The following is an 18,342-nucleotide window of genomic DNA, read 5'->3' on the forward strand; positions in this document are numbered from 1 at the left end:
ACCGCTCCTTAAACGGCCAGGCCGACCATTCTGGCCAGTTCGACGGTGCGGTTTGCGTAACCCCATTCATTGTCGTACCAGGCATAGAGTTTGACCTGGGTGCCGTTGATGACCATGGTCGACAGCGCATCGATGATCGATGAGCGCGGATCGGTGCGGTAGTCGATGGACACCAGTGGACGCTCCTCGAAACCGAGGATGTCTTTCAGTTCGTTCTCGGAGGCGTCCTTGAGGAACTGATTCACTTCTTCGACAGTGGTGACGCGTTCGACTTCAAAGACACAGTCGGTCAGCGAAGCGTTGGCCAACGGTACGCGCACGGCGTGGCCATTCAGACGCCCGCGCAGTTCCGGGAAGATTTCGGCAATCGCGGTGGCCGAACCGGTGCTGGTCGGGATCAGACTCATACCCGACGCACGGGCACGGCGCAGATCCTTGTGCGGTTGATCAAGGATGCTTTGAGTGTTGGTCAGGTCGTGGATGGTGGTGATCGAACCGTGGCGAATGCCCAGCTTTTCATGAATCACTTTGACCACTGGCGCGAGGCAATTGGTGGTGCATGACGCGGCGGTGACGATGCGATGTTCCGTCGGATTGAACAGCTGATGATTGACGCCCATGACGATGTTCAGCGCGCCCTTTTCCTTCACCGGAGCGCTGACCACCACGCGCTTCACACCTTGGTCGAGGTAAGCCTGAAGCACCGCGACGGTCTTCATTTTGCCGCTGGCTTCAATCACCAGATCGCAGCCCGACCAATCGGTGTCGGCAATTGCCTTGTTGGCCGTTACCTTGATTCGTTTGCCGTCGATGACAATGCTGTCGCCTTCGGAGTCGGCCTGCTCATTCCAACGGCCATGCACCGAGTCGAAGTTCAGCAGGTGCGCATGGGTCGCCGCGTCGCCTGCCGGATCGTTGATCTGCACGAACTCGAATTCTGGCCAGCTCCAGGCTGCGCGCAGAGCGAGGCGACCGATGCGGCCAAAACCATTGATGCCCACTTTGATAGTCATGTTTTCCCCCTTCAAATGGAGCGCTGATTGACACGTTTCATGAGCTCTTGCGCCGATTCCTTGCGCTCGGAATATCGATCGACCAGATAGTCCTGACGGTCGCGCAACAGCAGCGTGAATTTCACCAGTTCTTCCATCACATCCACGACACGGTCGTAGAACGGCGAAGGTTTCATCCGGCCGTTATCGTCGAATTCCATATAAGCCTTCGGCACGGAGGATTGGTTGGGAATGGTGAACATGCGCATCCAGCGCCCCAGCACCCGCAGCTGATTGACGACGTTGAACGACTGCGAGCCACCGCACACCTGCATGACGGCGAGGGTCTTGCCCTGAGTCGGGCGTACGGCGCCCATCGCGAGCGGCACCCAGTCGATCTGCGCCTTGAAGACCGCGCTCATCGAACCGTGACGCTCGGGTGAACACCAGACCTGCCCTTCCGACCACATCATCAATTCGCGCAGTTCCTGCACTCGTGGGTGATCGTCGCCGGCATCGTCAGGCAGCGGCAAACCAGACGGATTGAAAACCCGCGTCTCGGCGCCGAAATGCTGTAGCAATCGGGCGGCCTCCTCGACCAGTAAGCGACTGAAGGAACGCTCACGGGTCGATCCGTACAGCAGCAAAATGCGTGGCTTGTGACTGGAGGTTTTGTCGATGCCGAGTTTGTCGGTCGACGGGAAATCAACCAGTTCGGTATCGAGTTGGGGCATGTGGTCATCGTGCATGGTCATTGTCCTGCGCAAGAACGTTCCTGGAATCATCGAACCGGACAGCAGGCCGCTGCCCGTTCGGGACGGTCACCCATGTCTTCAAGGCGTTTGGCATCCGGGCTCAACCAGTGCCCGTTGGCTTCGAGCACCACGGTCAGCACCTGATGCACCCAGCCCGGCAGATCCGGATGCAGTCGGTAATAAACCCATTGACCCTGCCGACGGTCCGAGAGCAAACCGCACGTACGCAACTGCGCCAAGTGCCTGGAGACTTTGGGCTGGCTCTCATTCAACGCACAGGTCAACTCGCACACACACAGCTCTCCCTCACGGGCGATGAGCAGCATCATGCGGACGCGGTTGTCGTCAGCCAGGCATTTGAAAACAGTGGTCGGCGTCAGTTGGTCAGCCATCGGGTTTCTCTGCGTTGAATGTTCACGTATCAAAGGTGAATACCGGCATATGCGTTTATTCGAATATACGGTTTTCCGCATGTACGGGTCAACGGCAAATGTGTCGACTCCGCATGTGAATGATATTTATTTACTTACAAAAGGTAATCGTTATCATTAGCGCAATAATTAATAAAAAGGAGCTCATGGTGGCTTTACCGCGCATTTACCCCGCCTCTCTCTCACTGCTGGGGCTTTTTGCAGTACCTGATTTGCAAGCAGAAACCCAATCGACATTGGCCCTGCCTGCAACCGCTGTGACCAGTGATTACAGCGAGCAGAGCTACAAGCCGACTGACAGCCGCAGTGCGCTGAAGATCGACGCCCCGCTGCGGGATATCCCGCAAACGGTGAATGTGATCCCCCAGAGCGTGATCAAGGATCAGGGCGCACAGTCGATGGAGGACGTGTTGAAGAACGTCCCCGGCATCGGTCTTTCCAATGGCGATGGCCAGCGCGACCAAGTCACCATTCGCGGCTTCAGTGCCATCGGCGACATGTACGTCGACGGTGTGCGTGACGACGCGCTGTACTTCCGCGATCTGTCCAACGTCGAGCGCGTGGAAGTGATCAAGGGGCCGGCAGCGGTGCTCTATGGCCGTGGCTCATCCGGTGGCCTGATCAACAGCATCAGCAAGAAACCTAACTTCACTCCCAAGCAGGAAGTGGGTGTAAGCTTCGACAGCGAGGGTAAAAAGCGCACGCAGTTCGACGCCGGCTGGACCGATCAGCAGCAAAACGACAAGGCATTCCGGGTGACCGGTGCACTGGAGAACAGCGACACCTTCCGCGATGACGGCTACATCGATCGCAAGGCCATTGCGCCTTCGGCCTACTTCAAGCTCTCCGATGATCTTGAGCTGAACCTGGGGGCGACGTACCTCTACGACAAACGCCTGATCGACTTCGGCATTCCCGCGCGGGGCGATCGCCCGGTCGATGTCGATCGGGACAAGCGTTTCGGTTCCGCCGACCCGGATGACGATTACACCCGCAGCGAAGTATTCTCGTTCACGGCCGGCGTCGACTACCGCATCAACGACGACTTCACCCTGAGCAACACCAGCCGTTACTACCACTACGACCTGGATCGCAACAACACACTCGCCGACTCCAGCCCGACACGTTTCGTCACCGCGCCCAATGGCGAATTGCTGGTCAAACTCAATCGCGGCAACGTGCAGCGCAAGGAAGACGGCTGGTTCAACCAGACCGAACTGAAGCAACAAGCCACGCTGGCCGGGATGAACCACAACCTGCTCTATGGCGTGGAACTGGGGCGTCAGGTCAAGGATCAATCCGTCTTCAGCCAGAACAACGTAGCGCGGGTCCCGGTGTACCGCGATGGCTTGGTCGACGTGCCGTTCCAGGCCAACCGACAAACCGCCAAGGGCACCACTACCCAGGACACGGCCGGTTTCTACGTCCAGGATCTGATTGAACTGACCCCGCATTGGAAAGCTTTGCTGGGTGTGCGCTATGACGTGTTCGACCAGGAATATTCGGATGACCTGACGCGTGCCACCCTATCCCGAACCGACAACACCTGGAGCCCACGCGCAGGCCTGGTCTATCAGCCTGATCAGGTTCAGTCCTACTACATTTCGGTGAGTCGCTCTTATCAACCCTCCTCCGAAGTCTTCGCTCTGAGTACCACCAACCAGGACCTCGAGCCGGAGCAAACCACCAACTTCGAGATCGGCGGCAAGTGGGACCTGTTCGACAACCGCCTGGCGTTGACGGCGGCGCTGTTCCGTCTGGAACGCACCAACATGAAAACTACCGATCCGGCGAACCCGACCAAACTGGTCCTGTCGGGCGAGCAGCGCACCGACGGTCTTGAACTGACCGCCAGCGGGCAGTTGAGTGACAAGTGGCAGGTCTATGCCGGCTATGCCTATCTGGACGCCGAGATCATCAAGTCCAACAGCCGAACCAATGGCGTCGCCAACGAAGGCCAGACACCCACCCTGACCCCGCGTCACAGTGCCAACCTGTGGCTGGTGCGCTCGCTCACCAACACCTGGCGCGTGGGCATGGGGGCGAACTATGTCGATGACCGTTACACCGCCCTGGATAACCAGGTGGTCATGCCCGCTTACACCACCGTGGACGCGGCGTTGCTCTATAACTTGCCGAAATGGGACATGGCGCTGCGCTTGCGCAACGTCTTCGACAAGGACTATTACGCCTCGGCCCATGGCTCGGTGGACCTGATCACCCCCGGAGCACCACGGACGCTGGAGTTGAGCACCAACTACCGGTTCTGAGTGGAAATCTGAAATCAAATGCCGCAATGCCGGTCAGTTAAGCGCAATCCATGTGGGAGCGAGCTTGCTCGCGATTGCGGCGGACCAGTCGACATTAATATTGAATGATCAACCGCTATCGCGAGCAAGCTCGCTCCCACAGGTTTTGCGTCTTAACCGATTGGCAACAGACGCCCTGCATTCCAGGGCGTGTATTGCAGCCCGCAACATCGTGACAACGATCAAAAGCTCAACTAATCTTCAGCGCGCGAGAGTGATTGAGAATCTCTCGCGTTGTCAGACAACAACAATATTTCGAGGAAAACCCATGCGTAAACTTCTGTTGCTCTCCCTTCTTGCCGCCTCCCCCTTGGCCTTCGCCGGCCCTGAATGCACCACCACCGACAAGGCTCAATGGCAGGACCAGGCCAAGTTTCAGGAAGATCTCAAGGCCAAGGGCTACGACATCAAGAAGTTCAAAGTCACTGGCGGCAATTGCTACGAGATCTATGGCTTTGACAAAGACAAGCGCAAAGTCGAAATCTACTTCGACCCGGTCAGTGGCAAGGTCGTGAAAGAAGAGATCGAATAAGGCCCCTGTGAAAGCTGAAACCCTGCGCCTCTGGGACCCTCTCGTACGCGTGTGTCATTGGTCCCTGGTGGTTGTCTTCATCAGCGACTACTTCCTCAATGAGGAAGGCGACGGCTGGCATCGCTGGCTCGGCTATTACGCCGTGGCTGTCGTGCTGGTGCGTGTGGTGTGGGGGTTCATCGGCCCGCCATCGGCGCGTTGGTCAGACTTTTGGCCAACCCCGACGCGCGTCGTTCAGCATGGCCGGGCGCTGTTTTCCGGCAAGGGCTATCACCGCATGGGGCACTCGCCCATCGGCGCACTGGTGATGGTCCTCATGCTGCTGTTGATGACCGGCCTGGGTATCAGCGGTTTTTTGATGGAAGAAGTGGACTATTTCTGGGGCGAAGACTGGCTACGGGATGTCCACGAGTTTATGGCCGATGCCCTGCTCGCATTGGTTTGCGTGCATATCGTCGCGGCGCTGGTGGAGAGCGTTCGCTTGCGTGAGAACCTGCCGCTGTCGATGATCACGGGCCATCGTCGTAAGCGCTAGAAGAGTTCAAGTACTCTCCCCGGCGCGAAGGTTTCTGATACCGCACATTGCCCTCCCCCTCGCGGGAAAGGGCGAGTGCCGATCCTATGTGTGATGAATTTCCCGATCCTTGGTTTCCGGCAGGAAGAACGTGCCAAGAATGGCTGTCATCACGGCGATGACGATGGGGTACCACAACCCGTAATAGATATCCCCCGTGGCCGCGACCATCGCGAATGCCACCGTGGGCAGAAAGCCGCCGAACCAGCCATTGCCGATGTGATACGGCAGCGACATCGAGGTATAGCGGATGCGCGCCGGGAAGAGTTCCACCAGCCAGGCGGCGATCGGGCCGTAGACCATGGTGACGTAGATCACCAGGATGGTCAGAAGCAACAACACCATCGGATAGTTGGTCTTCGCCGGGTCGGCCTTCTCGGGGTAACCGGCGTCCTTGAGGGCGGTGCCCAGAGTAGCGACGAAGGCATCGTTGCGGACCTTGAAGTCGGCGGCCGGCATGCCGGTGCCCTCGAAGCTCGGGATCACCTTGTCGCCTATGCGAACCTGCGCGACGGCGCCAGGCTCGGCCTTCTCGTTCTCATAGGGAATGGCCCTCTTCGCCAACACGGTCTTGGCGAGGTCGCAGGAGCTGGTGAATTTGGCTTTGCCCACCGGGTCGAACTGGAACGAGCATTTACTCGGATCGGCGATCACCGTGACCGGGTTTTTCTCCTGCGCGGCGAACACGTCGGGGTTACCGTATTGGGTCAACGCCTGGAAGATCGGGAAGTAGGTCAGCGCCGCGAGGATGCAGCCGGCCATGATGATCCCTTTGCGGCCAATGCGATCGGACAGGCTGCCGAATACGATGAAGAACGGCGTGCCGATCAGCAGCGAGCCGGCAATCAGGAAGTTGGCGGTCTGCGGATCAATCTTCAGCGTCTGCAACAGGAAAAACAGTGCGTAGAACTGCCCGGTGTACCAGACTACCGCCTGGCCGGCTGTACCGCCGAGCAGGGCCATGATCACTATCTTGAGATTGTCCCAGCGGGCGAAGGATTCGGTCAGCGGCGCCTTGGAGGACTTGCCTTCTTCCTTCATCTTCAAGAACACCGGTGACTCGCTGAGTTGCAAGCGGATGTACACCGAGATGATCAGCAACAGGATCGACAGCAGGAAGGGAATCCGCCAGCCCCAGGCCTCGAAGGCTTCGGTGCCGAGGATGGTGCGGCAGGCGAGGATCACCAGCAACGAAAGGAACAGGCCGAGGGTCGCGGTGGTCTGGATCCATGAGGTGAAGTAGCCGCGCTTGCCCTTCGGCGCATGTTCGGCCACGTAGGTCGCCGCTCCGCCATACTCACCGCCCAGGGCCAGACCTTGCAACAGGCGCAGGGTGATCAGAATGATCGGTGCCGCCACGCCGATGGTCGCATAGCCGGGTAGAAAGCCCACTATGGCGGTGGAGATACCCATGATGACAATGGTGATGAGGAACGTGTGTTTGCGCCCGATCATGTCGCCCAGTCGGCCGAACACAATGGCGCCGAATGGACGTACAGCGAAGCCGGCGGCGAACGCGAGCAGCGCGAAGATGAAGGACGTTGTCTCATTGACGCCGGCGAAGAAGTGCTTCGCTATGATCGCGGCGAGGGAGCCATAAAGGTAGAAGTCGTACCACTCGAACACGGTGCCCAGGGACGAGGCGAAAATGACCTTGCGCTCCTCCTTGGTGATCCCGTGGTGGGGCGCGCTGCCCGTGGATGTATTGTCGATTGCGGCCATGAGTCTTCTCCGTCTTGCTCTTGTTATAGGCCGGAGTACCTCACTTTCTTTTTACCGCACCCAGGCCCTATGGCTGATGTCATCGGATTACGGATTGCGCGAAGCATGGAAACAGGCTGACGGCCTCGCATCGCTGCAAGGTTTCTTGAAGCATAATCGGCTTCGCGCAGATATCCACTCGGGGCATCCCGTTCAAACACGGGCCGACGCGCTGTCCAATGACAATTCAGGCCGGTGAGAACTCATGCGAAGCGTCTGGGTAGCGCCCCGCTGCTGCCTATTCTTCGGGCGGCCATCGCCTGGAACTTCGCAGCGAAAGAATTTCGTATACCCTATCGCCATCTCACTCCAAACGACCGCTGCCGTGAACCTGACCAAACTCAACGCTCCCGACCTTGGCAATACCCCTTCGACCTCGGAAATCATCACCCGCCATTTGCGGGACGCGATTGTCGCCGGGCATTTCGCCGAAGATGAGCCGATTCGCCAGGACGACATTGCCCGCCAGTTCAACGTCAGCAAGATCCCGGTGCGCGAGGCCCTCAAGCGGCTGGAGGCCGAAGGGCTGGTGATGTTCCAGCGCAATCGCGGGGCGATGGTCACGCGGGTTTCCGATGCAGAACTGGCGCAGATGTTCGAAGTGCGGATGTTACTGGAGGACAAAATACTGCGCCTGGCCATTCCCAACATGACCGAAGAAACCTTCGCCCGTGCCGAGCGTATCTGTCAGGAATTCATCGGCGAGGACGACGTGGGCCGCTGGGCCGAGCTCAATTGGGAGTTGCACGCCTGCCTTTACGAGCCGGCGCAACGGCCGTTTCTGGTCAGCCTGATTCGTTCGGTCAACGATAAGCTGGAGCGCTACCTGCGCATGCAGATGAGCCTGTCGGCCGGCAAGGAACGGGCCGATCACGAGCACCGCGAGATCATCAAAGCCTGCCGTGCCGGAGATGTGGACCTGGCGGTGAAACTGCTGGATGAGCACATTGCCGGGGTCTGCAAAACCCTGTTCGAGCATCTGCCTCACGCGCACTAGGATGCTGTGCTGATTTCGTCATCGGCACAGGATAAATCCATCAAGCCGACACCCCGCCGCGCAGGCCACTCTTTCGTTCACTCATCTGAACGGACGTGGCCCTCCCATGAATCGCATCACCGTGATCGACTCCCACACCGGCGGCGAACCGACCCGTCTGGTGACCGCCGGCTTTCCTGACCTGGGCACCGGCAGCATGGCCGAACGTCGTAAGCTGCTCGCCGAACATCACGATCAATGGCGCGCCGCTTGTGTGCTGGAACCCCGTGGCAGCGACGTACTGGTGGGTGCCTTGCTCTGCACGCCTGTAGACCCGAGCGCTTGTGCCGGGGTGATTTTCTTCAACAACACCGGTTACCTGGGCATGTGCGGCCACGGCACCATCGGCCTGGTGGCGTCGTTGGCGCATCTGGGCAAGATCAGCCCCGGCGTGCACTGCATCGAGACGCCGGTGGGCACGGTGCAGGCGACCCTGCACGAAGATCATTCGGTGAGCGTGCGCAATGTGCCCGCCTACCGTTACCGCAAGGCGTTGGTGTTGCAGGTGCCAGAGGTCGGCCAGGTGGTCGGCGATATCGCCTGGGGCGGCAACTGGTTTTTCCTGATCGCCGAGCATGGCCTACGGGTGGCCCGCGACAACCTCGACGCGCTGACCGCTTATACCTACGCCGTGCAGCAGGCGTTGGAGGCCCAGGGTATTCGTGGCGAAGACGGCGGGCTGATCGACCATGTCGAGCTGTTCAGCGATGACGATCACGCCGACAGCCGCAACTTTGTCCTCTGCCCCGGCAAGGCCTATGACCGCTCACCGTGCGGCACCGGCACCAGCGCCAAACTGGCGTGCCTGGCAGCGGACGACAAGTTGCAACCGGGGCAGATCTGGCGCCAGGCCAGTGTCATCGGCAGCGAGTTCGAAGGCTCTTACGAATGGCAGTGCGAGCGCGTCGTGCCGACCATTCGTGGGCGCGCGTTCATCAGTTCCGAAGCCAGTTTGATCATCGAACAGGATGACCCGTTCGCCTGGGGCATTCGTCCATGAACGAGGGCCTTGTGGCCGATGTGATCGTGATCGGCGCCGGCATCATCGGCGCCGCCTGTGCCCAGGCGCTGGCCCATCGCGGCTTGCAGGTGCTGGTGCTGGACGCCGGCCTCCACGGTGCGACGGCGGCGGGCATGGGCCACTTGCTGGTGCTCGACGACAACCCGGCCGAGCTGGCCCTGAGTCAATACTCCCTGCAACGCTGGCGCGAACTGGCGCCGGACCTGCCCGACGGCTGCGCTTACCGCAACAACGGCACGCTGTGGCTGGCGGCCAACGCCGAGGAAATGGCGGTCGCCGATGGCAAATACCTGAACCTGCAAGCCCAGGGCGTGGCGTGCGAATTGATCAGTGCCAGTGCTTTGCGCCAGCGTGAACCGGAACTGCGCGAGGGGCTGGAAGGCGGTTTGTTGATCAATGGCGACGGCATTCTTTATGCGCCGGCGACGGCCAGCTGGATGCTCGACACCCCGAATATTCGTCAACGCCGGGCGCGGGTCAGCGCGGTCGATGGCAACCGCGTCTGCCTCGATGACGGTCACTGGTTGAGTGCCGAAGCGGTGGTGTTGGCCAACGGTATTCAGGCCAACGAACTGTGCCCTGAGTTGCCCATCGAGCCGAAAAAAGGTCACCTGCTGATTACCGATCGCTACCCCCGCACCATCACCCACACCCTGGTCGAACTGGGTTACGTCACCAGCGCTCACAACGCCACGGGGCCGTCGACCGCCTGCAATATTCAGCCGCGCCCCACCGGGCAATTGTTCATCGGTGCCTCGCGCCAATTCGGCACCAACGACCCGCAAGTCGAAGGCTGGATGCTGGCGAAAATGCTCAAGCGCGCCGCCGAGTACATGCCCGGGCTGGCCCGACTCAACGGCATCCGCGCCTGGACCGGCTTTCGCGCCGCCAGCCCCGATGGCCTGCCGCTGGTGGGCCAGCATCCACAACGCGAAGGCTTGTGGCTGGCCGTCGGTCACGAAGGATTGGGCGTGACCACCGCCCCCGGCACCGCCGATTTGCTGGTGGCGCAACTGTTCAACGAAACCCCGCCATTGGCCGCGCAACCCTATCTGCCCCAGCGTTTCCTCGGAGAACCTGCCTATGCCTGATTTGCTGCTGGACGGCCGTGCCTTGAAGGTGGCCGAGGGCACCAGCGTCGCCGCTGCCTTGGCGCTGGGCAGCGACGGCTGCACGCGCACGTCGGTCAGTGGTCAGCGTCGTGCGCCGCTATGCGGCATGGGCATCTGCCAGGAATGCCGGGTGACCATCGACGGCCGGCGACGCCTCGCCTGCCAGACCCTGTGCCGAAACGGCATGCAGGTGGAGACACACCCATGAACGAATACGCCGATCTGCTGATCATCGGTGCCGGCCCCGCTGGCATGGCCGCCGCTCTTGCCGCTGCACCCAGCGGCGCACGCATCGTCATGCTCGATGACAATCCGCTGCCGGGCGGACAAATCTGGCGTGACGGCCCCCAAGCCAATGTGCCCGATCAGGCCCGTCGCCTGCGCGAGCATTTGCAGGCTTGCAGCAACATCCGCCATCACGCCGGCACCCGGCTGATCGCCAATCCCGGTCCGAAACAACTGTTGGTCGAAGATGATGAGGACGGCTGGTTGATCAGTTACGACAAGCTGATTCTGTGCACCGGCGCCCGCGAACTGCTGCTGCCCTTCCCCGGCTGGACATTGCCTGGCGTGACCGGGGCCGGTGGCTTGCAGGCGCTGATCAAGTCGGGTGTGCCGGTGCAGGGCGAGCGCGTGGTGATCGCCGGCAGCGGCCCGCTATTACTGGCGACTGCCGCCACCGCGAAAAAACATGGCGCGCAGGTACAACGCATCGCCGAGCAAGCCTCCCGCATCGCCGTCGCCGGTTTCGCTGCGCAACTGCCACGCTGGCCTGGCAAATGGTTGCAATCGTTCAGCTTGTTCGACCGCCATTACCGCACCGCGACTCATGTGCTGGCCGCCCTCGGCACTGACCGACTGGAAGGCGTGCGTTTGCAACAGCAAGGGAAAACCGTCGAACTGGAATGTGATCGACTGGCCTGTGGTTTCGGCTTGATTCCGAACATTCAATTGGGCCAGGCACTGGGTTATGCCATCGAAGATCAGGCGTTGGCGGTGGATGCCTGGCAGGCCAGCAGCCGCGCCGATCATTATGCGGCAGGCGAATGCACCGGGTTTGGTGGCAGTGAACTGGCGTTGGTCGAAGGTGCAATTGCTGGCCACGCGGCGGTCGGTAACTTTGAAGCGGCCCGCCAATTGTGGCCACGCCGGGCACGCTGGCAGGGATTTGCCAAGGCACTGGACAGCGCGTTTGCCCTCGAGGCGAAACTCAAATCCTTGGCTCAGCCCGATACCCTCGTCTGCCGCTGCGAAGACGTGCCTTACGCTGCATTGGCCGGGCACGCTGACTGGCGCGAAGCCAAGCTGGCCAGTCGCTGCGGCATGGGTGCCTGTCAGGGACGGGTGTGTGGCGGTGCGGTGCAGCACCTGTTCGGCTGGCAACCTTCGGCGCCCCGCCCGCCCTTCAGCCCGGCGCGAATCGAGACCTTGATGTGCCTGGACGACACCCCGCCGAACTGATTCCCCCGCGGGGGTTTCGGCCTCGCTGCCGAGCCTCTATGATCCCGGGGTCGCCATCAGACCCCAGCGCCATGTATCCCTCGCTCAGCACCTTCAAACCCTGCGATCTGCCAACGCTGCTGAACAGTCTGCAGCCGATTGCGCCGCTGCTCGATACCCTGGCGGACGTGGTGTTTTTCATCAAGGACCGCGAAGCCCGCTACGCCTTCGTCAACCAGACCCTGGCCCGGCGTTGCGGTTTCAAACATCGCGAGGAACTGCTGGGGCTCACCGCCGAAATGGTCTTCCCGGAACGCTTCGGCCCGCTGTACACCGAACAGGACAGGCGGGTACTGTCCAGCGGCCGCGAACTGGCTGACCAACTGGAACTGCACCTGTATTACGGCAACCAGCCGATCTGGTGCCTGACCCACAAAATCGCCTTGCAAGATGAACAGGGTCAGATCGTTGGCCTGGCCGGAATCTCCCGCGACTTGCAATCCCCCCAATCTAACCACCCCGCATTCCAGAAACTCGCCGCCGTGGATGCGCACATCCGCAGCCACTTCGCCCGCGCCATCAGCCTCGCCGAACTGACCGCCATCGCCGGCTATTCCGTGGCGCAACTGGAGCGTCACTGCAAACGAGTATTCCAGCTCACCCCACGGCAGATGATTCACAAGGCGCGCCTGGAAGAAGGTTCGCGGTTGTTACTGCACACCGACCTGCCGATCACCGATATCGCCCTGCGCTGCGGTTACACCGACCACAGTGCCTTCAGCCGACAGTTTCGTGCGTTGACCAGTCTTTCGCCGAGTCAGTTTCGCGATACTCAGCGCTAAAGATCGTTCCCACGCTCCGCGTGGGAATGCAGCCTGGGACGCTCCGCGTCCCACCCTCTAAAGCCGAACGCAGAGCGTCCGTTGAGGCATTCCCACGCAGAGCGTGGGAACGATCAACAGGCGATGTTTAATCGACACTTCCAGACACTCACCCAGGCTACACATCCTTGCGCCGTTGCCTACGACTACGCCAGAATCCGCCGGCTTGTGCGCCTTGAGGCCGGGCTCTATCGTTTCCGGGTCGCTGACGAATCAGCGATCGGATTTGACCGTCCGAATCAATCAAGGCGCGCCAGCGTCCAAGACCTAATTCAGGCATTGTCTGAAATATCGTGTCGCGGTGGCTGTGCGTGGGACACCTTCGGGTGTGCCGGAGTCCTTGATGTCCGGTCGGTCAACCCGCGTACAGCTGCCACCTTCGATGGACATGCCACATCGCAACATGATGCTGGGAATTCAGCAGGTGGTGATGCTCGGTGAGTTGGCGGTGAATCGGGTGCTGGATAACCTCGACCCACAAGGCTAGCGCGGATGATCGTTCCCACGCTCTGCGTGGGAATGCAGCCCGGGACGCTCCGCGTCCCTTCAGAGCCGAACGCAGAGCGTCCGTTGAGGCATTCCTTTGCTGCGCGTGGGAACGATCAGCAGCGCGCCGATGTTCCTAAAAGGGGCGCCCCGCACAATCATTGCTCCCATCTGTAACACCCGCCATTGCGGGCCCAAGCCTTCACGCCGTTACTCCCCCTCCAGTTGCGCCACTAAACACCTCTACCTCAACGCCTGACAATTAATTCGCCCTTTTGCCTTGAAACAGGCACGTTGATTGCTATTGTTAATATCGTATACGAAATCCCCAATACGATATCCAACAGCACTTCACATCAACGAGGCCTCTATGAAAAACCCCGCATTTACCGTAGCCCTCAGCGCTGTTCTCAGTACCTCCTTTATTGCCACCGCCCAGGCCGACAAGCTCGACGACATCATCGGTTCGGGCAAGCTGCGCTGCGCCGTGACCCTGGACTTCCCGCCCATGGGTTTTCGCGATGCCGGTAACAACCCGGCCGGTTTCGACGTGGACTATTGCCATGACCTGGCGAAAATCCTCGGGGTCGAGGCCGAAGTGGTCGAGACGCCGTTCCCGGACCGCATTCCGGCGCTGGTCTCCGGGCGGGCCGACGTGATCGTCGCCTCCACTTCCGACACCCTGGAACGGGCCAAGACCGTCGGCCTCACGGTGCCCTACTTTGCCTTCCAGATGGTGGTGCTGACCCGCGACAACACTGGCATCAACAGCTTCGACGACATCAAGGGCAAACCCGTCGGCAACACCAGCGGCACCTATGAGGCCATTGCCCTGGAAAAAGACGTGAAGAACTGGGGCTCCGGCAGTTTCCGCGCCTATCAGTCGCAGAACGATACCCTGCTGGCGGTCGCCCAGGGCCATATCGACGCCACCGTGGTCACCAATACCGTGGCCGCTGCCACTCTCAAATCCGGAAAATACAAAAACCTGAAAGTCGCCGGTAACGCGCCGTACGTGATCGACTACGTCTCCCTCGGTGCCAAGCGCAACGAGTACGGCCTGCTCCGGTATCTCGACTTGTTCGTGAACCAGCAAGTGCGAACAGGCCGTTACAACGAGCTGTTCACCAAATGGGTCGGCACCGAGATTTCACCCACCGACCTGACCGTGCCAAAGGTCTACTACTGAGATGTCCGGCATGCCTGGGTCAATTTCTCTGACCGGTCGCAGCCTGGTCGCGGGCGCCGCTCAAGGCGCCCTGCTGTTCGCCGATGTGGGCTTGAGTTTCTGGGGCGGGGTCGATCCGTATAGCGGCGAGATCATTGACCGTCACCACCCGCTCAGCGGCGAATACCTGGCCGGCCGCGTGTTGGCGATTCCCAGCGGTCGCGGCTCGTGCACCGGCAGCAGCGTATTGATGGAACTGATCAGCAACGGTCACGCACCGGCCGCACTGGTGCTGGCCGAGCCCGATGAGATCCTGACCCTGGGCGTGCTCGTGGCGCAGACCATTTTCGAGCGTTCCCTGCCGGTGCTGTGCATCGGCCGGGAGGCCTTCGCCGCTCTGCGCGGCAAGGCCTTCGCTCGGGTCGAGGACACAACGCTAAGCCTGTTCGAGCACCTGCCGGGCGATATCTGGCAGGCACTCGACAGCCCTTTGCCGAGCACCGATATCGCCACCGCAATCGACCTCACTGAACACGACCAAGCATTGCTCGACGGCCAGCATGGCAAGGCTGCGCAAGTGGCCATGCAGATCGCCCTGCGCATGGCCGAACTGCAAGGTGCTCGCCATTTGGTGGATGTCACCCAGGCGCACATTGACGGCTGCATCTACACCGGACCTGCGAGCCTGCGTTTTGCCCAACAGTTGGTGCAATGGGGAGCAACAGTGCGGGTGCCCACCACCCTCAATTCGATTTCCGTGGACCAGCGCCGCTGGCGCGAGTTGGGCATCGACCCGGCCCTCGGCGAACCGGCCAGTGCCTTGGGCGATGCGTATATGGCAATGGGTGCACAGCTGAGCTTCACCTGCGCGCCCTACCTGCTCGACAGCGCGCCGAAGGCTGGCGAGCAGATCGTCTGGGCCGAATCCAACGCGGTGGTTTACGCCAACAGCGTGCTCGGCGCACGCACCTTGAAGTACCCGGACTACCTGGACATCTGCATCGCGCTGACTGGCCGCGCCCCGTTGATCGGCTGCCATCTGGACGCGCAACGCAAGGCTCGACTGCAGATCGAGTTGCCCGCATTGGGTGAACTGGACGACGCCTTCTACCCGCTGCTCGGTTACCACATCGGCGCGCTGGCGGGCAGCCGGATTCCACTGGTGCGCGGGTTGCAAAACCGCCAGCCGAGCCTGGACGACCTCAAGGCTTTCGGCGCGGCATTTGCCACCACGTCCGCCGCGCCCTTGTTCCATATCGCCGGAGTCACTCCGGAAGCACTCGACGCAACACAAGTGCTGGAAACGAATGTACCCATACCCGTGGAAAAAATCCGCCTGAGCGATCTATTGGTCAGCTGGCGCGAACTCAACAGTGCCCGCGACAACCGGGTGGATGTGGTCTCGCTGGGCAACCCGCATTTCTCCCTCAGCGAATTCGCCAACCTCGCGCGGTTGTGCCTCGGTCGGCACAAACACCCTGACGTGGTCGTCGCCATTACCTGCGGCCGTGCCGTGCTGGAGCAGGCTCGTGAAGCCGGGCATATCGCCGTGATCGAAGCTTTCGGCGCCACCCTGGTCACCGATACCTGCTGGTGCATGCTCGGCGAACCGGTGATCCCGCCGGCTGCAAAAACCTTGATGACCAACTCCGGCAAGTACGCCCATTACGCACCCGGCCTGGTGGGCCGCAAAGTGCATTTCGCCAGCCTCGCCGAATGCGTCGATGCCGCCTGCAATGCCACCGCCAGCGGGCGCCTGCCGCCGTGGTTACAACCTGCTGCCCTACTGGAGAGCCCTGCGCATGTTTGACTACAGTTTCCAATGGCGCTCAGCGCTGCGCGCCCTGCCGGACATGCTTGCCGGTGCCCTGGTCACCTTCGAGACCGCGGCGCTGTCGATGATCTTCGGTGTGCTGATCGCCCTGGCCCTGACCGTGATGCGCGAAAGCAAAAACCTGCTGCTGCGCGGCATCGGCAACGGCTGGGTATCGATCGCGCGCAACACCCCGTCGCTGTTCCAGATCTACATCCTCTACTTCGGCCTCGGCTCTCTGGGCATGCACGTCAGTTCATGGCTTGCCCTGCTGGCCGGGATCACCTTCAACAATGCCGGGTATCTGGCGGAGAACTTTCGCGGTGGCCTCAAGGCTGTACCGGACACACAAGTGCGCGCTGCACGTTCGCTGGGCATGAGTGCCTTTCAGGCCTACCGCATGATCATCGTCCCGCAGTTGCTGCGGATCGTCTTCTACCCGCTGACCAATCAAATGGTCTGGGCGGTGCTGATGACGTCGCTGGGGGTGATCGTCGGGCTGAACAATGACCTGACCGGCGTGACCCAGGACTACAACGTCAAAACGTTCCGCACCTTCGAGTACTTCGCCATCGCAGCGGTGCTGTATTACCTGATTGCCAAGGCGATCGTCGCGGCAGCCCGGCTGATGGCCTGGCGGTTGTTCCGTTACTGAGGAGTCGTCCATGTTTAATACCGGGTTTTCCTCCAATGACCTGTTGTTCCTGCTCAATGGCGCCTGGGTCACGCTGCAACTGACCTTCTGGTCGATCATCCTCGGCTCCCTGGCCGGTCTGCTCTTCGGCCTGCTGCGGGCCTTGTTGCCGCGGGCCAGTTTGCCCCTGGCCTGGGTGCTGGACGTGTTTCGCAGCGTGCCGTTGCTGATTCAGTTCGTGCTGTTCAACTCGCTCAAAAGCATCGTCGGCTTGAACATCAGCGCCTTCAGCGTCGGCTGCATTGTGCTGGGGGTTTACGCCGCCGCGTACTTCACCGAGATCGTGCGCGCGGGTGTGCTGTCGGTGCCGTTCACCGTGCGCCGGGCCAGTCGTTCACTGGGGCTAAGCTTCCTCCAGGACCTGCGCTGGATCGTCCTGCCGATAGCCACCCGGGTGGCTTTTCCGGGCTGGCTGAACCTGGTGCTCGGCGTGATGAAAGACACCGCGCTGGTGATGTGGATCGGCATCGTCGAACTGCTGCGCGCCTCGCAAACCATCGTCACCCGCATCCAGGAACCGTTGCTGGTGCTGTGCATCGCGGGCCTTATTTACTACGTCATGAGCCTGGTGGTCGCACGCCTGGGCGCTCGTCTGGAAAGAAGGTGGCAGGAAAATGATTGAGATCGACAACGTACATAAATCCTTCGGCAACCTCGAAGTGGTCAAAGGCGTCAATCTGACGGTGAACAAGGGCGAGGTGGTGTCGATCATCGGCGGCTCGGGCTCCGGAAAATCGACCCTGCTGATGTGCATCAACGGCCTGGAGCCGATCCAGAAAGGCAGCATCCGCGTCGATGGCGTCGAGGTCCACGACAGCACCACCGACCTCAATCGCCTGCGGCAGAAAATCGGCATCGTGTTCCAGCAATGGAATGCCTTCCCGCACCTGACGGTGCTGGAAAACGTGATGCTGGCGCCACGCAAAGTCTTGGGTAAAAGCAAGGTCGAAGCCGAGGAACTGGCGGTGCAGCAACTGACCCACGTGGGCCTTGCCGACAAGCTCAAGACCTTCCCCGGCAAATTGTCCGGAGGCCAGCAGCAACGCATGGCCATCGCTCGTGCCCTGGCCATGTCGCCGGACTACATGCTGTTCGACGAAGCCACGTCGGCCCTCGATCCGCAATTGGTCGGCGAGGTGCTGGACACCATGCGCATGCTTGCCGAAGACGGCATGACCATGGTGCTGGTGACCCACGAAATCCGCTTTGCCCGCGATGTCTCCGACCGCGTGGCGTTCTTTCGCAATGGCCTGGTGCACGAGATCGGCTCGCCGGATCAGGTGATTGGTAATCCGGTGCATGCGGAAACGGCGGCGTTTCTGAAATCGGTGAAATAA

The 18,342-nt window shown here is 60.8% G+C and carries 18 protein-coding genes and 1 pseudogene; 15 read left to right on the top strand and 4 right to left on the bottom strand.

Features of this window, described 5'->3' with window-relative positions:
- Positions 1–8: 8 nt before the first annotated feature.
- From NHU87_RS02920 to NHU87_RS02930, 3 genes are read right to left on the bottom strand one after another with little or no spacing between them, the layout of a single operon-like run.
- A complete protein-coding gene (locus NHU87_RS02920; protein ID WP_253545449.1) occupies positions 9–1,013 on the bottom strand; it encodes an ArsJ-associated glyceraldehyde-3-phosphate dehydrogenase in 1,005 nt (334 codons plus the stop codon).
- An 11-nt stretch (positions 1,014–1,024) separates the two neighbouring features.
- Positions 1,025–1,741, bottom strand: coding sequence for an arsenical resistance protein ArsH (gene arsH, locus NHU87_RS02925; protein WP_253545451.1), 717 nt, complete (start codon positions 1,739–1,741; stop codon positions 1,025–1,027).
- A gap of 32 nt (positions 1,742–1,773) precedes the next feature.
- Positions 1,774–2,139, bottom strand: a complete 366-nt coding sequence (locus tag NHU87_RS02930) for a metalloregulator ArsR/SmtB family transcription factor (protein ID WP_253545453.1) — start codon at positions 2,137–2,139, stop codon at positions 1,774–1,776.
- A gap of 185 nt (positions 2,140–2,324) precedes the next feature.
- On the opposite strand from NHU87_RS02930, the gene NHU87_RS02935 reads away from it, so the two are divergent.
- From NHU87_RS02935 to NHU87_RS02945, 3 genes are all read left to right on the top strand, one after another.
- Positions 2,325–4,448: a TonB-dependent receptor gene (locus NHU87_RS02935; protein WP_253545455.1), complete on the top strand. Its 2,124-nt coding sequence runs from the start codon at positions 2,325–2,327 to the stop codon at positions 4,446–4,448.
- A 307-nt stretch (positions 4,449–4,755) separates the two neighbouring features.
- A complete protein-coding gene (locus tag NHU87_RS02940) occupies positions 4,756–5,019 on the top strand; it encodes a PepSY domain-containing protein (protein WP_253545457.1) in 264 nt (87 codons plus the stop codon).
- Positions 5,020–5,026: 7 nt separating this feature from the next.
- Positions 5,027–5,554: a cytochrome b/b6 domain-containing protein gene (locus NHU87_RS02945; RefSeq protein ID WP_253545459.1), complete on the top strand. Its 528-nt coding sequence runs from the start codon at positions 5,027–5,029 to the stop codon at positions 5,552–5,554.
- Positions 5,555–5,638: 84 nt separating this feature from the next.
- On the opposite strand, the gene NHU87_RS02950 is transcribed toward NHU87_RS02945, so the two are convergent.
- A complete protein-coding gene (locus NHU87_RS02950) occupies positions 5,639–7,315 on the bottom strand; it encodes an MFS transporter (protein WP_253545461.1) in 1,677 nt (558 codons plus the stop codon).
- 364 nt (positions 7,316–7,679) lie between these two features.
- Between NHU87_RS02950 and NHU87_RS02955 the strand changes: the two genes are divergently transcribed.
- The 12 genes and pseudogenes from NHU87_RS02955 (at position 7,680) to NHU87_RS03010 (ending at position 18,342) form a co-directional block, all read left to right on the top strand.
- A complete protein-coding gene (locus NHU87_RS02955) occupies positions 7,680–8,351 on the top strand; it encodes a GntR family transcriptional regulator (RefSeq protein ID WP_253545463.1) in 672 nt (223 codons plus the stop codon).
- 106 nt (positions 8,352–8,457) lie between these two features.
- Positions 8,458–9,390 carry a 4-hydroxyproline epimerase gene (locus NHU87_RS02960; protein ID WP_253545465.1) on the top strand — a complete coding sequence of 311 codons (933 nt, stop codon included), beginning with the start codon at positions 8,458–8,460 and terminating at the stop codon, positions 9,388–9,390.
- Positions 9,387–10,502 (top strand): NAD(P)/FAD-dependent oxidoreductase, encoded by a 1,116-nt coding sequence (locus NHU87_RS02965; protein ID WP_253545468.1) that lies wholly within the window; start codon positions 9,387–9,389, stop codon positions 10,500–10,502. Before NHU87_RS02960 ends, NHU87_RS02965 begins: the two co-directional genes overlap by 4 nt.
- Positions 10,495–10,731, top strand: coding sequence for a (2Fe-2S)-binding protein (locus NHU87_RS02970; protein WP_253545470.1), 237 nt, complete (start codon positions 10,495–10,497; stop codon positions 10,729–10,731). The genes NHU87_RS02965 and NHU87_RS02970 overlap by 8 nt, the downstream gene beginning before the upstream one ends.
- On the top strand, positions 10,728–11,984 hold the full coding sequence (locus NHU87_RS02975; RefSeq protein WP_253545472.1) for an NAD(P)/FAD-dependent oxidoreductase: 1,257 nt from the start codon (positions 10,728–10,730) through the stop codon (positions 11,982–11,984). Before NHU87_RS02970 ends, NHU87_RS02975 begins: the two co-directional genes overlap by 4 nt.
- 71 nt (positions 11,985–12,055) lie before the next feature.
- The gene (locus NHU87_RS02980; RefSeq protein ID WP_253545474.1) at positions 12,056–12,805 is read left to right on the top strand and encodes an AraC family transcriptional regulator; all 750 of its coding nucleotides are present in this window, start codon (positions 12,056–12,058) and stop codon (positions 12,803–12,805) included.
- Between the two features lie 418 nt (positions 12,806–13,223).
- Positions 13,224–13,331, top strand: a pseudogene (locus tag NHU87_RS02985) (DUF6124 family protein); the annotation flags it as partial.
- 369 nt (positions 13,332–13,700) lie between these two features.
- Positions 13,701–14,519 carry an ABC transporter substrate-binding protein gene (locus NHU87_RS02990; RefSeq protein WP_253545476.1) on the top strand — a complete coding sequence of 273 codons (819 nt, stop codon included), beginning with the start codon at positions 13,701–13,703 and terminating at the stop codon, positions 14,517–14,519.
- 10 nt (positions 14,520–14,529) lie between these two features.
- Entirely contained in the window at positions 14,530–16,308 is a 1,779-nt protein-coding gene (gene lhpI, locus NHU87_RS02995; RefSeq protein WP_253545478.1) for a cis-3-hydroxy-L-proline dehydratase, read from the top strand.
- A complete protein-coding gene (locus NHU87_RS03000; RefSeq protein WP_253545480.1) occupies positions 16,301–16,966 on the top strand; it encodes an amino acid ABC transporter permease in 666 nt (221 codons plus the stop codon). Before lhpI ends, NHU87_RS03000 begins: the two co-directional genes overlap by 8 nt.
- Before the next feature lie 10 nt (positions 16,967–16,976).
- Positions 16,977–17,627 (top strand): amino acid ABC transporter permease, encoded by a 651-nt coding sequence (locus NHU87_RS03005; RefSeq protein WP_253545482.1) that lies wholly within the window; start codon positions 16,977–16,979, stop codon positions 17,625–17,627.
- Positions 17,620–18,342, top strand: a complete 723-nt coding sequence (locus tag NHU87_RS03010) for an amino acid ABC transporter ATP-binding protein (RefSeq protein ID WP_253545484.1) — start codon at positions 17,620–17,622, stop codon at positions 18,340–18,342. Before NHU87_RS03005 ends, NHU87_RS03010 begins: the two co-directional genes overlap by 8 nt.

It is taken from the genome of Pseudomonas mandelii (assembly GCF_024138395.1).
GTDB lineage: Bacteria > Pseudomonadota > Gammaproteobacteria > Pseudomonadales > Pseudomonadaceae > Aquipseudomonas > Aquipseudomonas mandelii_E.

Excerpts from the sequence above, each read along its gene's own strand:
- NHU87_RS02920 (WP_253545449.1), bottom strand. The coding sequence starts at position 1,013 with ATGACTATCAAAGTGGGCATCAATGGTTTTGGCCGCATCGGTCGCCTC.
- arsH (WP_253545451.1), bottom strand. The coding sequence starts at position 1,741 with ATGCACGATGACCACATGCCCCAACTCGATACCGAACTGGTTGATTTC.
- NHU87_RS02930 (WP_253545453.1), bottom strand. The coding sequence starts at position 2,139 with ATGGCTGACCAACTGACGCCGACCACTGTTTTCAAATGCCTGGCTGAC.
- NHU87_RS02935 (WP_253545455.1), top strand. The coding sequence starts at position 2,325 with ATGGTGGCTTTACCGCGCATTTACCCCGCCTCTCTCTCACTGCTGGGG.
- NHU87_RS02940 (WP_253545457.1), top strand. The coding sequence starts at position 4,756 with ATGCGTAAACTTCTGTTGCTCTCCCTTCTTGCCGCCTCCCCCTTGGCC.
- NHU87_RS02950 (WP_253545461.1), bottom strand. The coding sequence starts at position 7,315 with ATGGCCGCAATCGACAATACATCCACGGGCAGCGCGCCCCACCACGGG.
- NHU87_RS02960 (WP_253545465.1), top strand. The coding sequence starts at position 8,458 with ATGAATCGCATCACCGTGATCGACTCCCACACCGGCGGCGAACCGACC.
- NHU87_RS02965 (WP_253545468.1), top strand. The coding sequence starts at position 9,387 with ATGAACGAGGGCCTTGTGGCCGATGTGATCGTGATCGGCGCCGGCATC.
- NHU87_RS02970 (WP_253545470.1), top strand. The coding sequence starts at position 10,495 with ATGCCTGATTTGCTGCTGGACGGCCGTGCCTTGAAGGTGGCCGAGGGC.
- NHU87_RS02975 (WP_253545472.1), top strand. The coding sequence starts at position 10,728 with ATGAACGAATACGCCGATCTGCTGATCATCGGTGCCGGCCCCGCTGGC.
- NHU87_RS02980 (WP_253545474.1), top strand. The coding sequence starts at position 12,056 with ATGTATCCCTCGCTCAGCACCTTCAAACCCTGCGATCTGCCAACGCTG.
- NHU87_RS02990 (WP_253545476.1), top strand. The coding sequence starts at position 13,701 with ATGAAAAACCCCGCATTTACCGTAGCCCTCAGCGCTGTTCTCAGTACC.
- lhpI (WP_253545478.1), top strand. The coding sequence starts at position 14,530 with ATGCCTGGGTCAATTTCTCTGACCGGTCGCAGCCTGGTCGCGGGCGCC.
- NHU87_RS03000 (WP_253545480.1), top strand. The coding sequence starts at position 16,301 with ATGTTTGACTACAGTTTCCAATGGCGCTCAGCGCTGCGCGCCCTGCCG.
- NHU87_RS03005 (WP_253545482.1), top strand. The coding sequence starts at position 16,977 with ATGTTTAATACCGGGTTTTCCTCCAATGACCTGTTGTTCCTGCTCAAT.
- NHU87_RS03010 (WP_253545484.1), top strand. The coding sequence starts at position 17,620 with ATGATTGAGATCGACAACGTACATAAATCCTTCGGCAACCTCGAAGTG.